The following is a 19,314-nucleotide window of genomic DNA, read 5'->3' on the forward strand; positions in this document are numbered from 1 at the left end:
TCAGTTACCTTCCAGCGGGCCGAGAGAACGCACCGGCGGCCGATAGCCCGGAATCTCCGGCAGACCCGGCGGCACCAGGTTGACGATCACCGCGTCGAACCACCGGCCGGTGCCGAGCACGTTGGCGTACAAACCGTAGAACGGCCCCGCGAGCTCCAGCGTCTTGGAAATATTCTGCTGGTTGGCATTCAGCAGGTCGATGGAGGCCAACAGGTTGGTCAACGCCGGGCCGATCTGCTTCTCGTTGTCGTGCACCAGCGCACTCAGCTCGGCCGCCACCGTCTTGGCTCCGGTGAGCAGCTGCGAAATCGACTGCTGGCGAATATTGAGCTCGGCCAGCAGCTCGCCACCCGAGGCGAGCAGCCGCTCGAACTGGGCGTTGCGATCGGCGAGGACCTGGGTGGTCTGCCTGGTCGCCGCGAACATCCGCTTCAATTCCTCGTCGCGCTTGCCGAGGGTCTCCGAGAGCCGGGCCACGCCGTCGATGGAGCCGCGGATCTCCGGCGGCGTCGTCGCGAACGCCTCCGAAAGCACCCGCATGCTGGTGGCCAGCTGGGCGGTGTCGATCTGGTCGATGTTCCTCGCCGCATCACTGAACGCGTCCACCACGTCATACGGAGAAACCGTGCGCGACAACGGAATTCGTTGACTCGGATCGGCAGGCTTCGAGCCCCTCGGATCCAGCGCCAGATACTTCTGCCCGAGCAGCGTCTTGATCTGGATGGAAGCGGTGGTCTCGTTGCCGACCCAGGCGTCCTTGGTGCGGAAGTCGACGAGCACCCGGTCACCGGCCAGGCGCACATCCGACACCGCGCCAACCTTGACACCTGCGATGCGAACCTCGTTGCCCTTCTTGATGCCCGCCGCCTCGGAGAACTCGGCGGTGTACTTGGTGCCCGCGCCGATGATCGGCAGCCGATCCAGGAAGAATGCGGAGATCGTCACCAGCAGCACCATCGCGAGGCCGAGCACGCCCATGAACGCGGGGCTGCGCCTGCCGAGCAGGATCCGGTCGTCCATTCAGCGGCCCTTCCCGTTGCAGCGCGGCGCGGCGTTGGTGTAGAGCGGCTGGTTGATCGTCGGCATCCCAGCCGGGAGGTTGAGCTGCGGCGCGTCGACCGCGCCAGGCCCGACGACGATGTCGATACCGCAGAGATAGAACTGGAACCAGGAGCCGTAACTGCCGACGCGGCCGAGCTTTTCCATCTTGATCGGGAGGGTGTGCAGCACCTGGTTCACATCGTCCTCGCGCTCGTTCAGGGTGCCGGTGAGCTGATTGAGCCCGGCGATCGAACCCTGCAGCGACGGGCGAGTCGGGACGAGCAGGTCCGCAGTAGCCGAGGCCAGGTTGCCCAGTGAGCTCACCGAACGGCCGATCGTGTCGCGCTCGGCGGCCAGCCCGCTGACCAGCGCCTCGGTATTCACGATCAGCTGGTCGAAGTTGTCCTCACGCTGGTTGATCGTCTCGAGCACCGCGGTCAGGTTCTTCACGAGTTCACCGATGACGGCGTCCTTGTCCGCGATCTTGTTGGTCAAACTCGCGGTGCTCGCGACCAGATCGTGGATGGTGCCCTGTTCACCCTGGAACACCTGAATGATCTCGTAGGACAGCTTGTTCACGTCGTCGGCGGTCAGCGTGTGGAACAGCGGGCGGAACCCGTTGAACAGGGTGGTCAGGTTCAGCGCGGGACGGGTGCGTTCCAGCGGGATGGTTCCGCCCTTGTTGAGCTTGCGGCCCTGTTCACCGGTCCCCTGCTCCAACGCGATGTAGCGCTGCCCGACGAGGTTGCGGTAGCGGATGGTCGCGATGGTGGAGGCGGGCAGCCAATTGCGGTCGCTCAGTTCGAATCTCACCTCGGCCAACCGCTTGTCCACGATCGACACATCGGTGACCTTGCCGACTCGAACGCCGGCGATGCGCACCTCGTCGCCGGGATTGAGTGAGGTGACATCGATGAAGCGGGCCTTGAACGCGGTGCCGCCACCGCTGTAGTTCGCGATGGAAAGGCCGAGAATCGTGGTCGCGAAGAGCGTGACCACCACGAAGATGATCAGCTTGGTCAGCGGCGATCCCACGCCGCGCAGCTTCTCTTTCATCGCACGCTCACCTCACTTCCACGGAATGCGGGCGCACCGATCCTGGTTACCCAGCCGGGCACCTGCTCCGGCGAAACACCGTTCGCCGCACCGTAGATCGCGCCGAGTGTCTGCTGTTCCATCGGCGATCCGGCGGTGCTTCCCGCCGAGTACACCCCGAACTGCGGCGCGGACAGCTGCCCGCCGACCTGATCGCCCGGGTTGCGGCTCGGCACTGCGTAGGAACCGTCGTTGTTCGGTCCGCCCGTGTACTGACCTGGGTCGACGCCCTGCGGGTATTCCGGTACACACCACGGTCCCCTGGTGTCCAGCCAGCGCGGCTCGTCCTGGTTGGGCAAGTACTTGCCGCGAGTGTTGACCAGTTCGATGGTCACCCGCGAGCCGGGCCGATCGGTGCCCATACCGAAGAGGCGGTCGATGCGCGGCTTCATCTTCGCGAAGTTCGCCATCGCACAGGCGTAGGTCGGCGAGTAGGTCGCCAGCAGCTCCAGGGCGGGCCGGGAGTCCGCGGCCAGGTCGATGATGTTGTCGCGGTTGGCGATGAAGAAGTCCGCGGTGGTCGACGCGGTCGGGGTCAGCGTCGCCAGCAGGGTGTCGATCTGCGAGCGCCGCTGCACGATGGTCGCGTTGGTGGTGCGCAGATTGTTCAGTGCGTCGACCAGCTGCGGCGCCGCGTCCGAGTAGGTGGCCGCGACATCGGCGAAGTCGGCCAGATCCTGTTGCAGATCGGGCATCACCACGTTGATCTCGCGGAAGATGTTGTCCAGCTTGTCGACCGTCTCACCGAGGGCAAGCCCCTGGCCCGACAGCGCCTGAGACAGCGCGCCGAGGGTGGCGGCGAGATCCTGCGGTGGAATCGCCTGCAGCAACGGCATCAGATCGTCGAGCAGCTTGCTGATCTCGATCGCGTTGCCGCTGGTGTCCTGGTGCAGGGTCACACCGTTCGTCAGGTGCTGCGAGCTGGGATCGTCGGGAATCACCAGATCCACGAACCGCTCGCCGAACAGTGTCTTGGGCAGCAGCCGTGCCGTCGCGTTGACCGGGATCTGCTCGGCCTTGCTCGGGTCGATCGCCAGGTCCAAGGTCACCTTGCCGCCCTCGGATCGACTCGACCGAACCTCGCCGACCGTGACGCCGCGGACCTTCACGTCCGCATTGCGGGTCAGCGCATTGCCCACGCTATCGGTGATCAGGTCGACGTCGACGGTCTTCACGAATTGCTTGTTGTAGATCGCGATGGTTGTCCACAGGAACAGCGCGCAGATCACGAAGAAGACAATGCCGAGGATCCGCACGCGCAGCTTCTCGGTGGACCGCCACGTTTCCACTCTGCTCATGACCGAGCCTCGCTTCGCTCACCACGGATGCCGCTCATGACCGAGCCTCGCTTCGCTCACCACGGATGCCGCTCATCCCGCGACCCGCACTGTGGTGGTGGTCCCCCAGATCGCGAGGCTGAGGAAGAAGTCGAGCACGTTGACGAGCACGATGGCCGCGCGCACCGCCCGGCCTACCGCGACGCCGACGCCCGCGGGTCCGCCGGTGGCGTGGAAGCCGTAGTAGCAGTGCACCAGGATGATCACGAACGCGAATACCAGCACTTTGAGGAACGAATATAAGACGTCCTCAGGTGGCAGGAACAGACTGAAATAATGGTCATAAGCGCCGCTGGATTGCCCGTTGAACCAGATGCTGATCATCCGCGACGCCAGGAAAGTGCCGAGCAGGCCGACGATATACAGCGGGATCACCGCGAGGAATCCGGCGATCACCCGGGTGGAGACCAGGAACGGCACCCCGGGCACCGCCATCACCTCGAGCGCATCGATCTCCTCCGAAATGCGCATGGCACCGAGTTGGGCGGTGAAACCACAACCCACCGTTGCCGATAACGCCAGCGCCGCCACCAGCGGCGCGATTTCGCGGGTATTGATGTAGGCGGTCAAGAAGCCGGTCAGCGCGGAACTGCCGATCGAGTCGAGGGCCTTGAAGCCCTGCAGACCGACGACAACGCCGACCGAGCCCGACATGAACACGATGACGCCGATGGTGCCGCCGATCACCGCCAGCGCGCCGCTGCCGAAGGTCACCTCGGCAAGCAGCCGCATGACCTCCTTGCGGTAATGCAGTGCGGTGCGCGGTATCCAGGCGATGGTGCGCGAGTAGAACGACATCTGCTCGCCGGCCCGGTCGACCACATTCAGTGGCATGCGCGCGATTTCGGTGACCCGGCGGGCGGACTTCGCCAGCACCGGGTTGCGGTAAGGGGTGGCCACGGGTCAGGCGCCCTTGGCGGGGACAACCTGGAGGTAGACCAGAGTCAGAACCAGGTTCACGAAAAACAACACCAGGAACGAGATCACCACCGATTGGTTCACCGCGTCACCGACTCCTTTCGGGCCCCCCTTGGGATGCAACCCCTTGTACGCGGCGATCACGCCGGCGATCAGGCCGAACACCAATGCCTTGATTTCGCCGATCCACAGGTCGGGTAGCTGTGCGAGCGCGGAGAACGAGGCCAGGTAGGCACCCGGCGTGCCGCCTTGCAACAGCACGTTGAAGAAGTAGCCACCGGCGATGCCGACCACCGACACCAGGCCGTTGAGCAAAAGGGCAACCACGGTCATACCGAGCACGCGCGGCACGACCAGCTTCTGCACCGGATCGACGCCGAGCACCTCGAGCGCGTCGATCTCCTCACGGATGGTGCGCGAGCCGAGGTCGGCGGCCACCGCCGACCCGGCCGCGCCCGCGATGATCAACGCGGTCACCACCGGGGCGGCCTGCTGCACGGTGGCGAGCACGCTGGTTGCGCCGGTGAAGGATTCGGCGCCGAGCTGTTTGATCAGCGAACCGGTCTGCAGCGCGACCACCGCGCCGAACGGGATTGCCACCAGCGCGCTCGGCAAGATCGAGACACTCGCGATGAACCACGACTGCTCGATGAACTCGCGCAACTGAAAAGGCCGCTTGAACGTCTTGCGCACGACGTCGATGAAGAGCGCAAAGATGTTGCCGGCCTGGGCAAAACCCGACTCCAATGGAGTCCGCATTCGCGCCAGGGTGGAGTTCACGATCGCAGATGTTACCCGTTAGTTGTGTTGTGGCGCACGGTTGTGTCGTGCGCGCCGCCTTGGTAACCTGCCAGGTCACCGTTGTTGTAGGCCATCACCTGTGTGTCGTCATTCTCCGCAAGTGACTCACGAATCGCGACCTGTGCCGAGTGCGGCAGGGTGTGCATGATCTCGCGGACCCGTTCCTTGCGGCGGAACACGGCCTGTCGCACAGGCATGCCGGGCTCGGCCTTCATCTGCGGAATGATGCCCTCGACCTCTTCGGCGCCGCCATGGTGGTGGCCCGCGTCGACGAGCGCCTGCTCGCGCGCCATCTGCGCCTCGTCCTTTTCCTCACTCATGCCGATCGGGCCGATCATGCGGCCGTTGAGGAACTGCTTGACCACCGGCTCATCGCTGGTGAGCAGCACCTCGCGCGGGCCGAACATGACCAGCTGACGGCGGAACAACATGCCGATGTTGTCCGGCACTGTCCGCGCCAAGTTGATGTTGTGAGTGACGATCAGGATCGTCGCGTCGATCTGCGCATTGATATTGAGCAGCAGCTGGCTCAGGTACGAGGTGCGGACCGGGTCGAGGCCGGAGTCCGGCTCGTCGACCAGGATGATCTGCGGGTCGAGCACCAGGGCGCGGGCCAGGCCGGCACGCTTGCGCATACCGCCGGAGATCTCGCCGGGCAGCTTGCCCTCGGCCCCGAGCAGACCGGTCAGCTCCAGCTTCTCCATGACGACCTTGCGAATGTCCGACTCGGACTTCTTGGTGTGCTCGCGCAATGGGAAGGCGATGTTGTCGTAGAGATTCATGGAGCCGAACAGCGCGCCGTCCTGGAACAGCACCCCGAAGAGCTTGCGAATCTCGTAGAGCTCCTTATTGGAGCAGGTGGTGATATCGGTGCCGCCGATATAGATGGAGCCGCGTTCCGGACGCAGCAGACCGATCAAAGACTTCAGAAAGACGGACTTACCGGTACCCGAGGGACCGAGCAGGGCGCTGACCTCACCCGAGGGCAGTGTCAGAGAGACATCCTGCCAAATTCGCTGCGAACCGAAAGACTTGGTAACACCCTCGGTCCTGACCTCGACGCCCACGCCAACCTCCACAATTCTCAGCGAGCAGCCCACCGGCGTACCACGCAATTCGGCTGTCGCGGTGTGTCGCGTCACAGTGGGTTCGGTCACTGTAACCCATGGGCGAGACGCGGCACACCCCAACCTGACCGAAGAGTAACCCCGTAACACTCTCACTATTCACAACACGGCCGGGCGCGCCCGGACAAAGCAAAACAGGCGGCCCCCAATAGGGACCGCCCGTTCGGCGATTCAGTCGCTAGCGACTGAATCGCATGTCGCTCGAAACAGCGAGTATTACTTGACGGAGACCTTGGCGCCGGCCTCTTCCAGCTTCGCCTTGGCAGCCTCGGCGGCGTCCTTGGCGACCTTCTCCAGGATCGGCTTCGGGGCGCCCTCGACCAGGTCCTTGGCTTCCTTCAGGCCCAGGCCCGAGACGATCTCACGGACCACCTTGATGACCTGGATCTTCTTGTCGCCCGCACCCTCGAGGATGACGTCGAACTCGTCCTGCTCCTCAGCGGCCTCGACCGGCGCGGCGCCGACAGCGGCGACGGCGACGGGAGCAGCGGCGGTGACCTCGAACTTCTCTTCGAACTTCTTCACGAAGTCCGACAGCTCGAGCAGGGTCATGCTGCCGAAGGTCTCGAGCAGTTCGTCAACGTTGGCCATGATGTTGTTCCTTTCGGTAGTTGATGTCTATGAGGGCGAGCCGCACGCGAATCACCCGCATGGGGTTATTCAGCGGCAGCGGCTTCGCTACCGGATTCGGCCTGCTTCTTCTCCACGAGCGCGGCGGCCAGACGGGCCACCTGCGAAGCGGGAGCGTTGAACAGACCAGCGGCCTTCGCCATGTTGCCCTTCATCGCGCCGGCCAGCTTGGCCAGCAGCACCTCGCGGGACTCGAGGTCGGCGATCTTCTCGACCTCGGCAACGGACAGCGCATTGCCGTCCATGTACCCGCCCTTGATGATGAGCGCCTTGTTGTCCTTGGCGAAGGTCTTGATGGCCTTCGCTGCGTCGACCGGCTCGCCCTGAATGAAGGCGATGGCGGTCGGTCCGACGAACAAGTCGTCCAGGCCCACGACGCCCGCTTCCGCGGCCGCACGCTTGACCAGGGTGTTCTTGGCGACGGAGTACGTGGCGCCCGCGCCGAGCGCGCGACGCAGATCAGTGAGCTTGCCGACCGAAAGACCACGGTATTCCGTGACAACGGTGGCGGTCGAGCTCTTGAACTGCTCCGCGATCTCTTCGACCGCAGTGACCTTCTCGGGTTTTGCCATACTTCGCCTCCTCTCTGGATGTCGGTTCGTATATACGAACTACCAAGCACCAGGGGCCAGCGATAAAGCGAACGCCCCGAACGCAGAGCGTTCCGGGGCGTAATAGAGGATCGACCCGAGTAATACTCGGACCAATTCCCAGCCTCAGATCTCCCTGCGTGGGCCGCCGGCTATTGCCGGACCTTCGACCGAACCCAGACGGGAACGGCGACCAACGGTCTTCGGTAGAACGGATTGGGTAGCGATCGAACTCGTCGATAACTGTCGCCCAGAGTACCTGCAAGGGTCGCCATCTGCCAAAACGGCCCCCTCGACCGCCGAATCGAGCCCAATTTCGTCCCGAATTGTTGTGTGCCGGATCACATTTCATGCCGCAGTGTGGCCGATATCGCCCTAGAAAAGTGTTACCAACGGTGACAGTTACTGCTTGACTGCTGAACTATGGCAACCTCCATAGTCGATCCACCGGCGCTGCTGGAAAGACGCGCGCACCGCTTCGCCGCGCTCGCCGTGATCTGCCTCGCCGAACTGCTGGTCGTCCTCGACAACACCATCGTCAATGTGGCCCTGCCGTCGATCGGGGTCGAACTCGCCACGGGCGTCAGCGGCCTGCAATGGGTCGTCGACGCGTACACGCTGACCTTTGCCGGGCTGCTGCTTGCCTTCGGCAATCTCGGCGACCGCTACGGGCGGCGGCGCGTGATGATGATCGGCCTGGTCGGCGTGGCCGTCATGTCGATCGCCGGCGCACTGTCGGACTCCATGGGCAGCGTCATCGCCGCCCGCGCCGCCATGGGTGTGTTCGCCGCCGCGGTCTTCCCCGCGACGCTCGCACTCATCATCAATATCTTCACCGATCGACGCGAACGAGCCCTTGCCATCGCCGCATGGACCGCCATGGCCGGATTCGCGATTGCCATCGGCCCTATCTCGGGAGGCTGGCTGCTGGAACACTTTTCGTGGCATTCGGTGTTCTGGATCAACGTTCCGGTGGCGCTCGTCGCCCTGGTCGCCACGCTGATCTGGGTGCCCGAATCACGATCCTCGCAGGTAGGGCGGCTGGATCCGGCAGGAATCGGGTTGTCCATCGCGGGCATCACGCTGCTGGTCTGGTCGATCATCGAGGCGCCGCGCTTCGGCTGGACGTCGGTGACCACGCTCGGCACCGGCGCACTTGGCGTCGCACTGCTTGCCGCGTTCGTCGCATGGGAACTGCGTACCAGCGCACCGATTCTCGATATGACGCTGTTCCGCAATCGCCGATTCTCGCTGCCCGCCTTGTCGATTGCGATCGGCTACTTCTCGATGTTCGGGTTCTTGTTCCTCATTACCCAGTATTTCCAAGGGGTGCGTGAATACACACCGCTCGAATTCGGCATCGCCTCACTGCCGTTCGCTTTCTCGGTGGCGGTGGGAGCCCCGATCGCGACGCTGCTCGCCCAGCGCCTCGGCAGCACGCCCGTAATCGTGTTCGGCCTGCTGCTCACCGGTCTCGGCCTCTACCTGGGCGGTCAGGTGACAGTCGACAGTCCGTACCTCACCGATGTGCTGCCGTCCATGGTGTCGATGGCGCTCGGCTTGGCCATCGTGCAGGGCCCGGCCACCGAATCGATCATGTCGTCACTGCCGCTCGACGAGGCGGGCGCGGGTTCGGCGGTCAACGACACCACCCGCGAGATCGGCGGCACCCTCGGTGTCGCGGTGCTGGGCTCAATTGTGGCGTCGTATTACACAACTCGCGTTTCGCCGCTCATCGACCGCGTACCCGCCGGGATGATGGACGCCAACGAGCGGAGTCTGGTGAAGGCAAGTCCGCTCAGCGTGCTGGAAATGCGCAAACGGGAGTTGGCCCCATTCTTCGAAGCACAGCGCGAGAATCTGATCACGGCGATGAAGACCGCCGCGCTGCAAGGTTCGCACGCGGCGTCCCTGGTGGCCGCCAGTGCGGTGGTCGTTTGCGCGGTGATCGTCGCGCTCTTCCTGCCGTGGGGCGCGCAAGAAGGCGAGTCGGTGCTGCTCGGGTGGCGGAAAACGGCGGGAAATCAAGAAGATTCATCCGACTAGGCAACTCGCTCACCACATAGCCCAGAACAGTCACCAGGGTCGCGGCGGCTCCTTCCCGAGAAGCAACGACCATCGCGTGTGGATTAGTCCGGCCGCGCACTCCCAGGAAACGCGCAACGGCGGGAACGCGATTCGCGTTCCCGCCGTTGCGGTGTAATGCCTGGTGCTACTTACGCATCCTCGTCGAGGAGGTTGCGGGTGCGGTTCGGGTCCACCGGGATGCCCGGTCCGGTGTTCGTCGACACCGTCACCTTCTTGACGTAGCGGCCCTTGGCGGTCGACGGCTTGGCGCGCAGGATCTCGTCGAGCGCGGCGCCGTAGTTCTCCACCAGCTTGGTGTCGTCGAACGACGCCTTGCCGATGACGAAGTGCAGGTTGGCCTGCTTGTCGACGCGGAAGTTGATCTTGCCGCCCTTGATGTCGTTGACGGCCTTGGTCACATCGTTGGTGACCGTGCCCGTCTTCGGGTTCGGCATCAGGCCACGCGGTCCGAGGACACGCGCGATCCGGCCGACCTTCGCCATCTGGTCCGGGGTGGCGATCGCGGCGTCGAAATCGAGCCAGCCGCCCTGGATCCGCTCGATCAGGTCCTCGGCGCCAACGGCGTCCGCACCGGCAGCCTCGGCCTCGGCGGCCTTCTCGCCGGCCGCGAACACGATGACGCGGGCGGTCTTACCGGTGCCGTGCGGCAGGTTGACCGTGCCGCGGACCATCTGGTCGGCCTTACGGGGATCCACGCCGAGACGAACGGCAACCTCGACGGTCGCGTCGGTCTTGGTGGTGGCGGTCTCCTTGGCCAGCCGCGCGGCGGCGAGCGGGGAGTACAGCTGATCGCGATCGACCTTCTCGGCCGCGGCGAGATACGCCTTGCTTCGTTTTGCCATGATTCTCTGTCCTTGTTCTGGTTCAGAAGTGGTTTATCGGGCCTGGCCGGCCCTCCCACCCGGGGTGGAGGAGCGAGTTCGCTCAGCCCTCGACGGTGATGCCCATCGAGCGAGCGGTACCCGCGATGATCTTCGCCGCCTGATCGATGTCAGTCGCGTTGAGATCTTCCGCCTTGGTCTTGGCGATCTCCCGGACCTGGTCCATGGTGATCTTCGCGACCTTGGTCTTGTGCGGCTCGGCCGAACCCTTCTGGATACCGGCGGCCTTGAGCAGCAACCGGGCAGCGGGCGGGGTCTTCAGCTTGAAGTCGAACGACCGGTCCTCGTACACCGAGATCTCGACCGGAATGACGTTGCCACGCTGCGACTCGGTCGCGGCGTTGTACGCCTTGCAGAACTCCATGATGTTGACGCCGTGCTGACCGAGCGCGGGGCCCACCGGGGGGGCGGGGTTCGCCTGGCCGGCCTGGATCTGAAGCTTGATGATCCCGGCGAGCTTCTTCTTCTTGGGGGGCATCTTTCTTTCCTAGGTGTCTGTTTTCCTTGCTCTTTGCAAGTTTTGGGGTGGTCTTAGATCTTCGCGACCTGAGTGAACGCCAGCTCGACCGGAGTCTCGCGGCCGAAGATCGACACGAGCACCTTGAGCTTCTGCTGCTCGGCGTTGACCTCGGAGATACTGGCGGGCAGCGTCGCGAACGGGCCGTCCATCACGGTCACCGATTCGCCGACCTCGAAGTCGACCTCGATGGTCGGCTTGGAGACGACATCGGTGGCGCCACCCTCGGCGCCCGCGGCAGCGGCGGCAGCGGGCTTCTTCTGCTGCTGCGCGGCCGGGACCAGGAACTTCACCACGTCGTCGATGGAAAGCGGCGACGGGCGCGAGGTCGCGCCGACGAATCCGGTGACACCGGGGGTGTTGCGCACCGCGCCCCACGACTCGTCGTTGAGTTCCATCCGGACCAGGATGTAGCCGGGCAGCACCTTGCGATTGACGTGCTTACGCTGGCCGTTCTTGATCTCGGTGACTTCTTCGGTCGGCACCTCGACCTGGAAGATGTACTCCTCCAGGTCCAAGTTCTGCACACGGGTCTCGAGGTTGGCCTTGACCTTGTTCTCGTAGCCCGCGTACGAGTGGATGACGTACCAGTCGCCAGGGGCGCGACGCAGCGCGGCCTTCATCTCGGCGACGGGATCGGCGGGCTCGGCATCGATGGGGGCGGTTTCGGCGGCGGGCTCGTTATCAGCGGGCTCGGATTCGTCGACCACAGACTCTTCGACGGTCGCGGATTCCTCGACGGAGTCGGTGGCCTCGACCACCGCGTCGTCGACCGGGAACTCGTTGGTTGTGTCGTTCTCCGGGGTGCTCACTGGGGCACTCGCTTCCTGTGTCGTCACGTACATCCTCTGCGTGCCGGGGCCGGGCGCGTGACGGAATATCACTCCGCCAGTGTCCGCCCCGGGATAGGCTACCGGCCGATCGTTTCGAGCGACCTGCAAGCAGTCGCTAGCGACGTTCAGCTAGCCGAACAGCCAGTTGACACCCTTGATGAACGCCAGATCCAACCCGCTGATGAACGCGACCATGAAAATCACGAACACCAGAACAACGCTCGTATAGGTGACCATCTGCTTCCGGTTGGGCCAGATCACCTTGCGCAGTTCCGCGACCACTTCGCGGAGGAACTTGATCAAGCGCTTGAACGGGTTACCCGTTTTGCGCTCGGCCCGATCGGTCTTCTTGGCTGCCTTGTTCAGCGACGGCCGCTCGATGGTGGCGACCGTGCCCGTATCGGACGCGTTGCGAGACCGCCGGGCGGACCGCTTGCCGCTCGGCCGACTCACCGCGGCGGTGTCATCGCCATCGTCGGCCGCATGCGCGCCGTGGCGAGTATCCCGCTCGTCGCTCACGTCGATCCTTTCGTCGCTGGCATCCAGGGCAGGGGCGACAGGACTTGAACCTGCAACCTGCGGTTTTGGAGACCGCTGCTCTGCCAGTTGAGCTACGCCCCTTTGATTGGACGGTGTTGGCTGTCCAACCACTGTTCGGTATTCAGTTGTGCAGTTCTGGTGTCACACAACACGCGCGCCGCTCCAGCAGTTGCCGGCCCCGTCGGCGATCCTTCGGAGTAATTCCTCCGGATCGCCTGGAACCAGCCCTACAGAGCAGCGCGCAACGGCTGGTGACCCCAGAAACCTGAGTGTACGTTACCGTCCGCGCCATTTGCCAATCAGGGCGAGCCGACCAGGTCAGACCAGTTGCACCGTGGCGGTCGCGCGGCCGAAGATCTTGCGGCCGACCGACTTCGCCACGATGGCGATGACCGCGGTCCGCGTCTCCGGATCCACCGACTTCACCTTACCCGTGTACTCGATCTCGGCAGGCTCGTCGGAACCCACGTAGACCGGGCTGGTGAAGCGGACGTTGTACTCCTTGACCGCGCCGGGATCGCCGAGCCACGAGGTGACGAAACCGCCACCGAGGCCCATGGTGAGCATGCCGTGCGCGACCACGTTGTCCAGACCGACGAGCTTGACGACCTCGTCACTCCAGTGGATCGGGTTCGCGTCGCCGGAGACGCCCGCGTAGTTCACCAGGTCGCCACGGGTCAGCCGGACGGTGCGTGGCGGCAGCTCATCGCCGACGGACACCTCGTCGAACACCAGCGCGTGCTTGCTCGGTGCGGTGTCGGGAATCGTGGTCACCGGCACGGGCGCCGGGGCATCCGGAGCCGGGGTGCGCGGGTGGTGGTCGGGAGCGTCCTCGCCGATGCCGTGCATCAGCACGTTGCGGACCGCGCCCTGCAGGTTCGGGTCGATGTCGCCACCGCTACGCCCGATCAGGGTGGTGTAGGTGGTGAGCACCACCTCGTCGTCCTGCGCGGTGACGATGTTCTTGGTGACGATGATGTCGCCACCGAACGCCTGCCGGAACGAGTGCAGGAAGACGTCACAGGTCAGCTGGTCGCCGACCTTGATCGGCCGATGGAATTCCAGGATCTGGTCGGTCTGCATGATCTGGCTCAGGTCATAGCCTGTGACGATCTGCTCGAACAGCTTGCGCTGCGCCAGGATGCCGACCAGGGAGATGAAGGTCAGCGGGGCGAGCAGGCCGTCATAGCCGTACTCCTGCGCGACATCCTCTTCCCAGTGCAGCGGGTGATAGTCCTGCACGGCGCGGGCGTATTCGCGGACCTTCTCGCGGCCGACCTCGTAGTAGTCGTCGACGCGGTAGTGGTGACCGACCATGGCCGCCGCGTGCGCCGCCGGATCGAAAGTCTCATCCATTGCGACCGCTTCGTCTGTACCGGTATTGATTGTCACGGGAGGACTGTACCTATCTGACCCCGCTGCCGGAGTCGGCGGAGCGTTCACGACTACGCCTCGCTGAGGCTCTGCGCCGTCGTGACCGCATTGGCGGCTGTGTCGATCGGTTCGCTCGCATGCTCACTCACCCCACCGCACTCGACACCGTGAAAATGCGTCAGGGCCGGACATACGTCCGGCCCTCGCAGTTGTCACAGCCCGAGTAACCGGGACTCGATCTCCCGGAGTCGATCCACGCGGCAGCGGCACGCGTGGCGGACTAGCGGGATTCTTTGTGTGCCCGGTGTGTGCCGCAGTTCGGGCAGAACTTCTTCAGTTCCAGCCGATCCGGGTCATTGCGCCGGTTCTTCTTGGTGATGTAGTTGCGGTGCTTGCACTGCTCGCAGGCCAAGGTGATCTTTGGCCGGACATCGGTGGACTTCGCGGCCACGATATTCCTTCTTTCGGGTCAACCAGATGGTCTGATCGGTTTTGGTAGCGATGGCCGGACTTGAACCGGCGACACAACGATTATGAGTCGTTTGCTCTACCGACTGAGCTACACCGCCACGGGGTCGCATTGCCTGGTGCCGCGCCCAACCTTGGAGATGCCGAGTCGGTCACCACCGGCAATCCGGCGAGCCCCCTAACGGAATCGAACCGTTGACCTTTTCCTTACCATGGAAACGCTCTGCCGACTGAGCTAAGGGGGCATGACTACATCCGCACCAAGATCTTGGATCGCAACCCCGGCGCGGCGAAGTCTTGAACGAGATTACACACTCAGAGCTCTCACCACCAAACCGTGTGGTCAGAGGCATTTTTGCGAGCGGCCGCCGTGGCGATGAGCGCTACTGAACCACAAAACACTCTGGGCAAAGCAAAACCCCCCGCGGATCGATCTCGATCCACGGGGGGTTTCGGTGGCAGATGTAGGATTCGAACCTACGTAGGCTTTCACCGACAGATTTACAGTCTGCTCCCATTGGCCGCTCGGGCAATCTGCCATGCACTTCTCGGTGCGCAGAGCAGAATACAACGAACCCGCACCCCGAATGCAAACCGGCTGGCCATCGGCCATGCGACGGGACTACGGTCACGCTCCGGGGTAGAACTAACGGTGACCGGTCAACCGGTCACCGTGAGCCGTAGGACCCGCCAGGACAAGGAGCGAAGTGTGGCCGATTCGTCTTTCGATGTTGTCAGCAAGGTCGACCGACAGGAGGTCGACAACGCGCTGCATCAGGCGGAGAAGGAGCTGAACACCCGCTACGACTTCCGCGGCACCGGCGCGACCATCGAGTGGTCCGGTGAGGACAAGATCGTGCTGACCGCCGAAGCCGAGGAGCGGGTCAAGGCCGCGCTCGATGTATTCAAAGAGAAACTGATCCGCCGCGACATCTCGCTCAAGGCGTTCGAGACGGGCGAGCCCGTCGCCTCCGGCAAGACCTACAAGATCACCGGGACGCTGGTGCAGGGCATCGACACCGAGCACGCGAAGAAGATCTCCAAGAAGATCCGCGACGAGGGCCCCAAGGGCGTCAAGGCGCAGATCCAGGGCGACGAACTACGCGTGAGCAGCAAGAAGCGCGACGATCTCCAGGCGATCATCGCCCTGCTGAAGGGCGAGGATTTCGGTATCGCGCTGCAGTTCGTCAACTACCGATAGTCACCGCCGCAACGTAGCCGGGTCCGTCGCATTCAAGGTCTCGACCAGGGTGTCTTCTTCGTAGGCGAAGTGGGTTTCCAAATCGCCTGCGAGACGGCCGAATTCGGCGCGCAACCGGGCCGCGTCGCGAGCGTCGCCCCGGTCGAGCAGACCTTGCAATTCACTCAGCACACGGGCGACGACGCCGTGTTCGCGTTGCAGGCGCTCCACGACCGGAGCCAATTCGGGATGCTGCCGGGCCAGCGCGGGAAACACGCCGTCCTCGTTGGTGTGGTGCTCGTGCAGCGCACCACAGAACGCGACGCAGTGCCCGCGCAGCTCGTTCGGCAGGCTCGGCATCGCCGTCGCTCCCGGCGCGTCCAGGTACGCGTCGAATTCGGCGCGGACCGCGGCGAGATCGCGGCGCAGTTGTCCGTGGACGTTGCGCAGGTGGTCGCCGATTGCGGAAACACGTTGTGCGGCAGGACTTTTCGGCGCGCTGGAGCCCGATTCGATGACTGCCGCCGAGACACCTGCCGCGACGGTCGCCGTGACGACCGCGCCGAGCAGGACGCCCCGTCGACCGATCGATGACCGCCGGTGACGACCGAGGGCGACAACGGGAATGATCCGCGTCGTCCCCGCCTGGTAGGCCGCGAAGGCGGGATCACGCTCGACCTGCTCGGCGTAGTGGCGATCCCGCTCCTCGCCCTCGAGCACGACCGCGCTCGCCTGGTAGGTCTCGACGGCGCCGTCACGCCCGATCTCCACCGTCACCTCTGGGTTTGCCCGCAGATTGTGAAACCAGGCTGGATGGGTATCGGCGCCGGCATTGGATCCGAACACCAGGATCCGGTCCCCGTCACGGAAGTAGACGGCGGGCGTCGTGTGGCGCCGCCCGCTTTTTGCCCCGGTCGTGGTCAGCAGGACGAGGGGCGCGCCCGCGAACATTCCGCCGACCTGCCCAGCGTTTTCGCGGAACTCCTCGATGATCGCGTCGTTGAAGCTGCCCGCCGATGTCGGCTGCGCGTCGCTCATGGTCACCCTTTCGGATCGCCGGTGGAGGCCGGCGACCGCTGGTATTAGCCTGGTTCGAGAGGATCGACTTTGCTTTGCAAGCAAAATTACTTTGCAACCAAAGGCTATTGAGAGGTGTCGACGATGTCAACCGATGAGCGGACGGCCGGGCTCGAGGTCGACGACGGGATCCGCGCGCTTTTACTGCTCATGCCACGCGTGGTCGGGCGTGCCAAACGGCTCGGAGTTCCCGACGAATTGCGGTCCTTCTCGCTCGCGCCTCGACATTTATCGCTGCTGGCCAACCTGGTTTTCGAAGGGCCGATGACGGTGAACGCGCTCGCCGCGCGGCTGGAAGTGGCGCCGACCACCGTGAGCCTGATGGTGAGCGAGCTGAGCAGGCACGGCGTGCTGGAGCGCAACCCCGACGAAGCCGACCGGCGCCGCACCATAGTGGGAATCGCTGCGGCGCACGAGAAATCGGTCAACGACTGGCTCGGCGGCAGCGCGCGAGCCTGGCGCAAGGTGCTGGAACCGTTGACGGCCGAGCAACGGCAGACGTTCGTCGACACCTTTCGCGCGTACGAGCAGGAGCTCACGGCCGAGCACGACTGACCGCGCCGGTCCCGACGCGATGCCCGTCAGTAGTTCCGCGGCCCGCCTGCCATTTCCTCGAGGCGGGCGATGCGGTCGGCCATCGGCGGGTGGGTGGAGAACCAGCGAGCTGCCTTCTCGCCTGCGCGGAAGGGGTTGGCGATCATCAGGTGCGACTGGGCCGTCAGCTGCGGCTCAGGGGGCAGCGGAGCGGCCTGTACGCCGCGCTCCAGCTTGCGCAGTGCCGACGCGAGCGCCAATGGGTCGCCGGTCAGTTCGGCGCCGGATTGGTCGGCCTGGTATTCGCGAGAGCGGGAGACGGCCAGTTTGACCAGGGTCGCCGCGATCGGGCCGAGCAGCGAAATCAGCAGTACGCCGAGCATGTTGGGGCCACCGCCATTGCGATTGCCGCCGAACATCGACGCGAAGAAGGCAAGGTTGGCCAGGCCGGAGATGGCCGCGGCGAGCGCGCCTGCGACCGAGGAGATCAGAATGTCGCGGTTGTAGACGTGCGACAGCTCGTGGCCGAGCACGGCACGCAGTTCGCGTTCGTCGAGGATCTGCAGGATGCCGCTGGTACAGCAGACCGCCGCGTGCCGGGGACTGCGGCCGGTGGCGAACGCGTTGGGGGCATTCGTCGGGCTGATGTAGAGCCGTGGCATCGGCTGGCGCGCGGTGGTCGCGAGCTCGCGCACGATGCGATAGATCACCGGGGCTTCGAGCTCGCTGACCGGCTGCGCGTGCATGGCCTTCAACGCGAGCTTGTCGCTGTTGAAGTACGCGTAGGCGTTCATACCCACGGCCAGCACAATCGCCAGGATCAGGATCGTCGGGCTGCGGAACATCGCCCCGGCGAACACGATCAGGGCCGAAAGGCCGACCATGAGCCCGAACGTCTTCAAACCATTCGCATACCCGTGCATTTCCGCCTCTCCGCGTATTCAGGCCATACGAGTCAGCGCCGCGAGACTTGGTCCTACGTCGAGTGCCTGGTCGGGGTTCTTGGCGCATCCGGCGAGTTACCCATGTGCTCACGAAATCAGTTGCCGCCACCGCGTCACTGATTGCATTACACCAGGCCAACGATGAGGTCCGGGCAAAGGTTCCTGATGGAAATGTGACCTTGCCGGGTTCGGGTCGTTCTAACCGACGCGTTCGATGGTGTAGCGGACCAGACGCTCGAGTGCGTCGTTGGCGGGACCCGTGGGCAGTGCGGACAGTTCGGCGTGGGCGATGTCGGCGTAGCCCTGCAGCTTTTCCTTGGCGAGCACCATGCCGCGCGAGCGTGCGAGCAAGCCGAGCGCCTCCTCGACCTCGCCGTCGGTCTCCAGCGGGTGCGCAAGCAGCTTGCGCAGGCGGTCGCCTTCGGCGCCCTCGTCGCGCAGCGCGTAGAGCACCGGCAGGGTGTGCACGCCCTCGCGCAGGTCGGTGCCCGGCGTCTTGCCGGACTGCTCGGAGGCCGAGGATATGTCGATGATGTCGTCGGAGATCTGGAAGGCGGTGCCGACCGCGTCACCCAGGCGGGCCAGCCGCTCGACGTGTTCGTCGTCGGCACCGGAGAAGGTACCGCCGAAACGGCCGGCGGCGGCGATCAAGGAGCCGGTCTTCTCCCACACCACGCGCAGGTAGTGCTCGACCGGGTCCTGGGAATCCTGTGCGCCCATGGTCTCGCGCATCTGGCCGGTCACCAGTTCGGCGAAGGTTTCGGCGATGATCCGCACCGCGTCGGGTCCGAGGGTGGAGGTGAGCCGTGACGCGTGCGCGAAGAGATAGTCGCCTGCCAGGATGGCGATGTTGTTGCCCCAGCGCGAATTCACGCTCGGAGCGCCGCGGCGCATCGAGGCCTCGTCCATCACGTCGTCGTGGTACAGGGTCGCCAGATGCACCAGCTCGACGACGGTGCCTGCGGTGATCAGTGCGGGATCGGTCGGGCGTGGGCCGAGTTGACCGGTCAGAATGGTGAACAGCGGGCGGAACCGCTTGCCGCCTGCCTTGGCCAGATGCAGCGCTGCTTCCTGTAGGAAGATCTCACCGTCGGACAGCTCGTCGATCAGGAGTTTTTCGACGTTTTCCAGGCCGTTACGCACCGTCGAGGCGAGCTCGGTATCACCGAGATCGACCCCAGCCACCACCGTGCTCTCGCCGCTCACAGCAATTGCGCTCATTTCTTCTCCCAGCGATGCGTCCGACCCCACGGTAAAGAACCTAGCGTGTCCCCGCCGAATGGCCCATGAACACCGTCACTATGCGGCGTATCAGACACTTTCGCACATTGTTTTCCAT

The 19,314-nt window shown here is 64.5% G+C and carries 20 protein-coding genes and 4 tRNA genes; 3 read left to right on the forward strand and 21 right to left on the reverse strand.

Annotated features, from left to right (window positions below):
* The 8 genes from ACFQZZ_RS26760 to rplJ all read right to left on the reverse strand — a co-directional run bounded on the left by ACFQZZ_RS26760 (position 1) and on the right by rplJ (position 7,521).
* Entirely contained in the window at positions 1-1,020 is a 1,020-nt protein-coding gene (locus ACFQZZ_RS26760) for an MCE family protein (protein WP_378686315.1), read from the reverse strand.
* Positions 1,021-2,097, reverse strand: a complete 1,077-nt coding sequence (locus tag ACFQZZ_RS26765; RefSeq protein WP_378686317.1) for an MCE family protein — start codon at positions 2,095-2,097, stop codon at positions 1,021-1,023.
* Complete coding sequence (locus ACFQZZ_RS26770) at positions 2,094-3,434, reverse strand: MCE family protein (RefSeq protein WP_378686319.1); 1,341 nt, start codon at positions 3,432-3,434, stop codon at positions 2,094-2,096. The genes ACFQZZ_RS26765 and ACFQZZ_RS26770 overlap by 4 nt, the downstream gene beginning before the upstream one ends.
* Before the next feature lie 72 nt (positions 3,435-3,506).
* Entirely contained in the window at positions 3,507-4,307 is an 801-nt protein-coding gene (locus tag ACFQZZ_RS26775; RefSeq protein ID WP_378687099.1) for an MlaE family ABC transporter permease, read from the reverse strand.
* A 69-nt stretch (positions 4,308-4,376) separates the two neighbouring features.
* Positions 4,377-5,150: an MlaE family ABC transporter permease gene (locus ACFQZZ_RS26780; protein WP_378686321.1), complete on the reverse strand. Its 774-nt coding sequence runs from the start codon at positions 5,148-5,150 to the stop codon at positions 4,377-4,379.
* A gap of 32 nt (positions 5,151-5,182) precedes the next feature.
* Positions 5,183-6,259 (reverse strand): ABC transporter ATP-binding protein, encoded by a 1,077-nt coding sequence (locus tag ACFQZZ_RS26785; protein WP_378686323.1) that lies wholly within the window; start codon positions 6,257-6,259, stop codon positions 5,183-5,185.
* Between the two features lie 276 nt (positions 6,260-6,535).
* A complete protein-coding gene (gene rplL / locus ACFQZZ_RS26790; RefSeq protein WP_378686325.1) occupies positions 6,536-6,910 on the reverse strand; it encodes a 50S ribosomal protein L7/L12 in 375 nt (124 codons plus the stop codon).
* Between the two features lie 65 nt (positions 6,911-6,975).
* Positions 6,976-7,521: a 50S ribosomal protein L10 gene (gene rplJ, locus ACFQZZ_RS26795; RefSeq protein ID WP_378686327.1), complete on the reverse strand. Its 546-nt coding sequence runs from the start codon at positions 7,519-7,521 to the stop codon at positions 6,976-6,978.
* A 441-nt stretch (positions 7,522-7,962) separates the two neighbouring features.
* Here rplJ and ACFQZZ_RS26800 point away from each other — a divergent pair, with 441 nt between their 5' ends.
* Positions 7,963-9,585: an MFS transporter gene (locus ACFQZZ_RS26800; RefSeq protein ID WP_378686329.1), complete on the forward strand. Its 1,623-nt coding sequence runs from the start codon at positions 7,963-7,965 to the stop codon at positions 9,583-9,585.
* A 170-nt stretch (positions 9,586-9,755) separates the two neighbouring features.
* Here the strand turns inward: ACFQZZ_RS26800 and rplA are convergent, their stop codons facing one another.
* The 10 genes from rplA to ACFQZZ_RS26850 form a co-directional block, all read right to left on the reverse strand.
* Positions 9,756-10,469, reverse strand: coding sequence for a 50S ribosomal protein L1 (gene rplA / locus ACFQZZ_RS26805; protein ID WP_328406570.1), 714 nt, complete (start codon positions 10,467-10,469; stop codon positions 9,756-9,758).
* Between the two features lie 82 nt (positions 10,470-10,551).
* On the reverse strand, positions 10,552-10,986 hold the full coding sequence (gene rplK / locus ACFQZZ_RS26810) for a 50S ribosomal protein L11 (RefSeq protein ID WP_328406571.1): 435 nt from the start codon (positions 10,984-10,986) through the stop codon (positions 10,552-10,554).
* Between the two features lie 53 nt (positions 10,987-11,039).
* Positions 11,040-11,837, reverse strand: a complete 798-nt coding sequence (nusG, locus tag ACFQZZ_RS26815; protein WP_378687101.1) for a transcription termination/antitermination protein NusG — start codon at positions 11,835-11,837, stop codon at positions 11,040-11,042.
* Between the two features lie 150 nt (positions 11,838-11,987).
* Positions 11,988-12,377 (reverse strand): preprotein translocase subunit SecE, encoded by a 390-nt coding sequence (gene secE, locus ACFQZZ_RS26820; protein WP_378686331.1) that lies wholly within the window; start codon positions 12,375-12,377, stop codon positions 11,988-11,990.
* Between the two features lie 29 nt (positions 12,378-12,406).
* Positions 12,407-12,479, reverse strand: a tRNA-Trp gene (locus ACFQZZ_RS26825).
* A 237-nt stretch (positions 12,480-12,716) separates the two neighbouring features.
* Complete coding sequence (locus tag ACFQZZ_RS26830) at positions 12,717-13,784, reverse strand: fused (3R)-hydroxyacyl-ACP dehydratase subunits HadA/HadB (protein WP_378687103.1); 1,068 nt, start codon at positions 13,782-13,784, stop codon at positions 12,717-12,719.
* A 268-nt stretch (positions 13,785-14,052) separates the two neighbouring features.
* Entirely contained in the window at positions 14,053-14,223 is a 171-nt protein-coding gene (rpmG, locus tag ACFQZZ_RS26835) for a 50S ribosomal protein L33 (RefSeq protein ID WP_378686333.1), read from the reverse strand.
* A 42-nt stretch (positions 14,224-14,265) separates the two neighbouring features.
* Positions 14,266-14,341 (reverse strand) — tRNA-Met (locus tag ACFQZZ_RS26840).
* Between the two features lie 71 nt (positions 14,342-14,412).
* Positions 14,413-14,485 (reverse strand) — tRNA-Thr (locus tag ACFQZZ_RS26845).
* Between the two features lie 211 nt (positions 14,486-14,696).
* Positions 14,697-14,779 (reverse strand) — tRNA-Tyr (locus ACFQZZ_RS26850).
* A 170-nt stretch (positions 14,780-14,949) separates the two neighbouring features.
* Between ACFQZZ_RS26850 and ACFQZZ_RS26855 the strand changes: the two genes are divergently transcribed.
* Positions 14,950-15,441 carry a YajQ family cyclic di-GMP-binding protein gene (locus ACFQZZ_RS26855; protein WP_378686335.1) on the forward strand — a complete coding sequence of 164 codons (492 nt, stop codon included), beginning with the start codon at positions 14,950-14,952 and terminating at the stop codon, positions 15,439-15,441.
* Here ACFQZZ_RS26855 and ACFQZZ_RS26860 read toward each other — a convergent pair whose 3' ends face one another.
* Positions 15,442-16,458 carry a nitroreductase/quinone reductase family protein gene (locus tag ACFQZZ_RS26860; RefSeq protein ID WP_378686336.1) on the reverse strand — a complete coding sequence of 339 codons (1,017 nt, stop codon included), beginning with the start codon at positions 16,456-16,458 and terminating at the stop codon, positions 15,442-15,444.
* A gap of 123 nt (positions 16,459-16,581) precedes the next feature.
* Here ACFQZZ_RS26860 and ACFQZZ_RS26865 point away from each other — a divergent pair, with 123 nt between their 5' ends.
* Positions 16,582-17,052, forward strand: coding sequence for a MarR family winged helix-turn-helix transcriptional regulator (locus tag ACFQZZ_RS26865; protein WP_378686338.1), 471 nt, complete (start codon positions 16,582-16,584; stop codon positions 17,050-17,052).
* A 26-nt stretch (positions 17,053-17,078) separates the two neighbouring features.
* On the opposite strand, the gene htpX is transcribed toward ACFQZZ_RS26865, so the two are convergent.
* Positions 17,079-17,954: a zinc metalloprotease HtpX gene (htpX, locus tag ACFQZZ_RS26870; RefSeq protein ID WP_378686340.1), complete on the reverse strand. Its 876-nt coding sequence runs from the start codon at positions 17,952-17,954 to the stop codon at positions 17,079-17,081.
* Between the two features lie 219 nt (positions 17,955-18,173).
* The gene (locus tag ACFQZZ_RS26875; protein WP_378686342.1) at positions 18,174-19,196 is read right to left on the reverse strand and encodes a polyprenyl synthetase family protein; all 1,023 of its coding nucleotides are present in this window, start codon (positions 19,194-19,196) and stop codon (positions 18,174-18,176) included.
* Positions 19,197-19,314: the final 118 nt, after the last annotated feature.

This window comes from Nocardia sp. GCM10030253 (genome assembly GCF_042675075.1).
Taxonomy (GTDB): Bacteria; Actinomycetota; Actinomycetes; order Mycobacteriales; family Mycobacteriaceae; genus Nocardia.

Bases quoted from the DNA above. Each gene is read 5' to 3' on its own strand.
- ACFQZZ_RS26780 (WP_378686321.1), bottom strand. From the start codon at position 5,150: ATGCGGACTCCATTGGAGTCGGGTTTTGCCCAGGCCGGCAACATCTTT.
- ACFQZZ_RS26875 (WP_378686342.1), bottom strand. From the start codon at position 19,196: ATGAGCGCAATTGCTGTGAGCGGCGAGAGCACGGTGGTGGCTGGGGTC.
- rplJ (WP_378686327.1), bottom strand. From the start codon at position 7,521: ATGGCAAAACCCGAGAAGGTCACTGCGGTCGAAGAGATCGCGGAGCAG.
- ACFQZZ_RS26770 (WP_378686319.1), bottom strand. From the start codon at position 3,434: ATGAGCAGAGTGGAAACGTGGCGGTCCACCGAGAAGCTGCGCGTGCGG.
- rplA (WP_328406570.1), bottom strand. From the start codon at position 10,469: ATGGCAAAACGAAGCAAGGCGTATCTCGCCGCGGCCGAGAAGGTCGAT.
- ACFQZZ_RS26865 (WP_378686338.1), top strand. From the start codon at position 16,582: ATGTCAACCGATGAGCGGACGGCCGGGCTCGAGGTCGACGACGGGATC.
- rplK (WP_328406571.1), bottom strand. From the start codon at position 10,986: ATGCCCCCCAAGAAGAAGAAGCTCGCCGGGATCATCAAGCTTCAGATC.
- htpX (WP_378686340.1), bottom strand. From the start codon at position 17,954: ATGCACGGGTATGCGAATGGTTTGAAGACGTTCGGGCTCATGGTCGGC.
- ACFQZZ_RS26775 (WP_378687099.1), bottom strand. From the start codon at position 4,307: ATGCCACTGAATGTGGTCGACCGGGCCGGCGAGCAGATGTCGTTCTAC.
- ACFQZZ_RS26860 (WP_378686336.1), bottom strand. From the start codon at position 16,458: ATGAGCGACGCGCAGCCGACATCGGCGGGCAGCTTCAACGACGCGATC.
- ACFQZZ_RS26765 (WP_378686317.1), bottom strand. From the start codon at position 2,097: ATGAAAGAGAAGCTGCGCGGCGTGGGATCGCCGCTGACCAAGCTGATC.
- ACFQZZ_RS26760 (WP_378686315.1), bottom strand. From the start codon at position 1,020: ATGGACGACCGGATCCTGCTCGGCAGGCGCAGCCCCGCGTTCATGGGC.
- ACFQZZ_RS26800 (WP_378686329.1), top strand. From the start codon at position 7,963: ATGGCAACCTCCATAGTCGATCCACCGGCGCTGCTGGAAAGACGCGCG.
- rplL (WP_378686325.1), bottom strand. From the start codon at position 6,910: ATGGCCAACGTTGACGAACTGCTCGAGACCTTCGGCAGCATGACCCTG.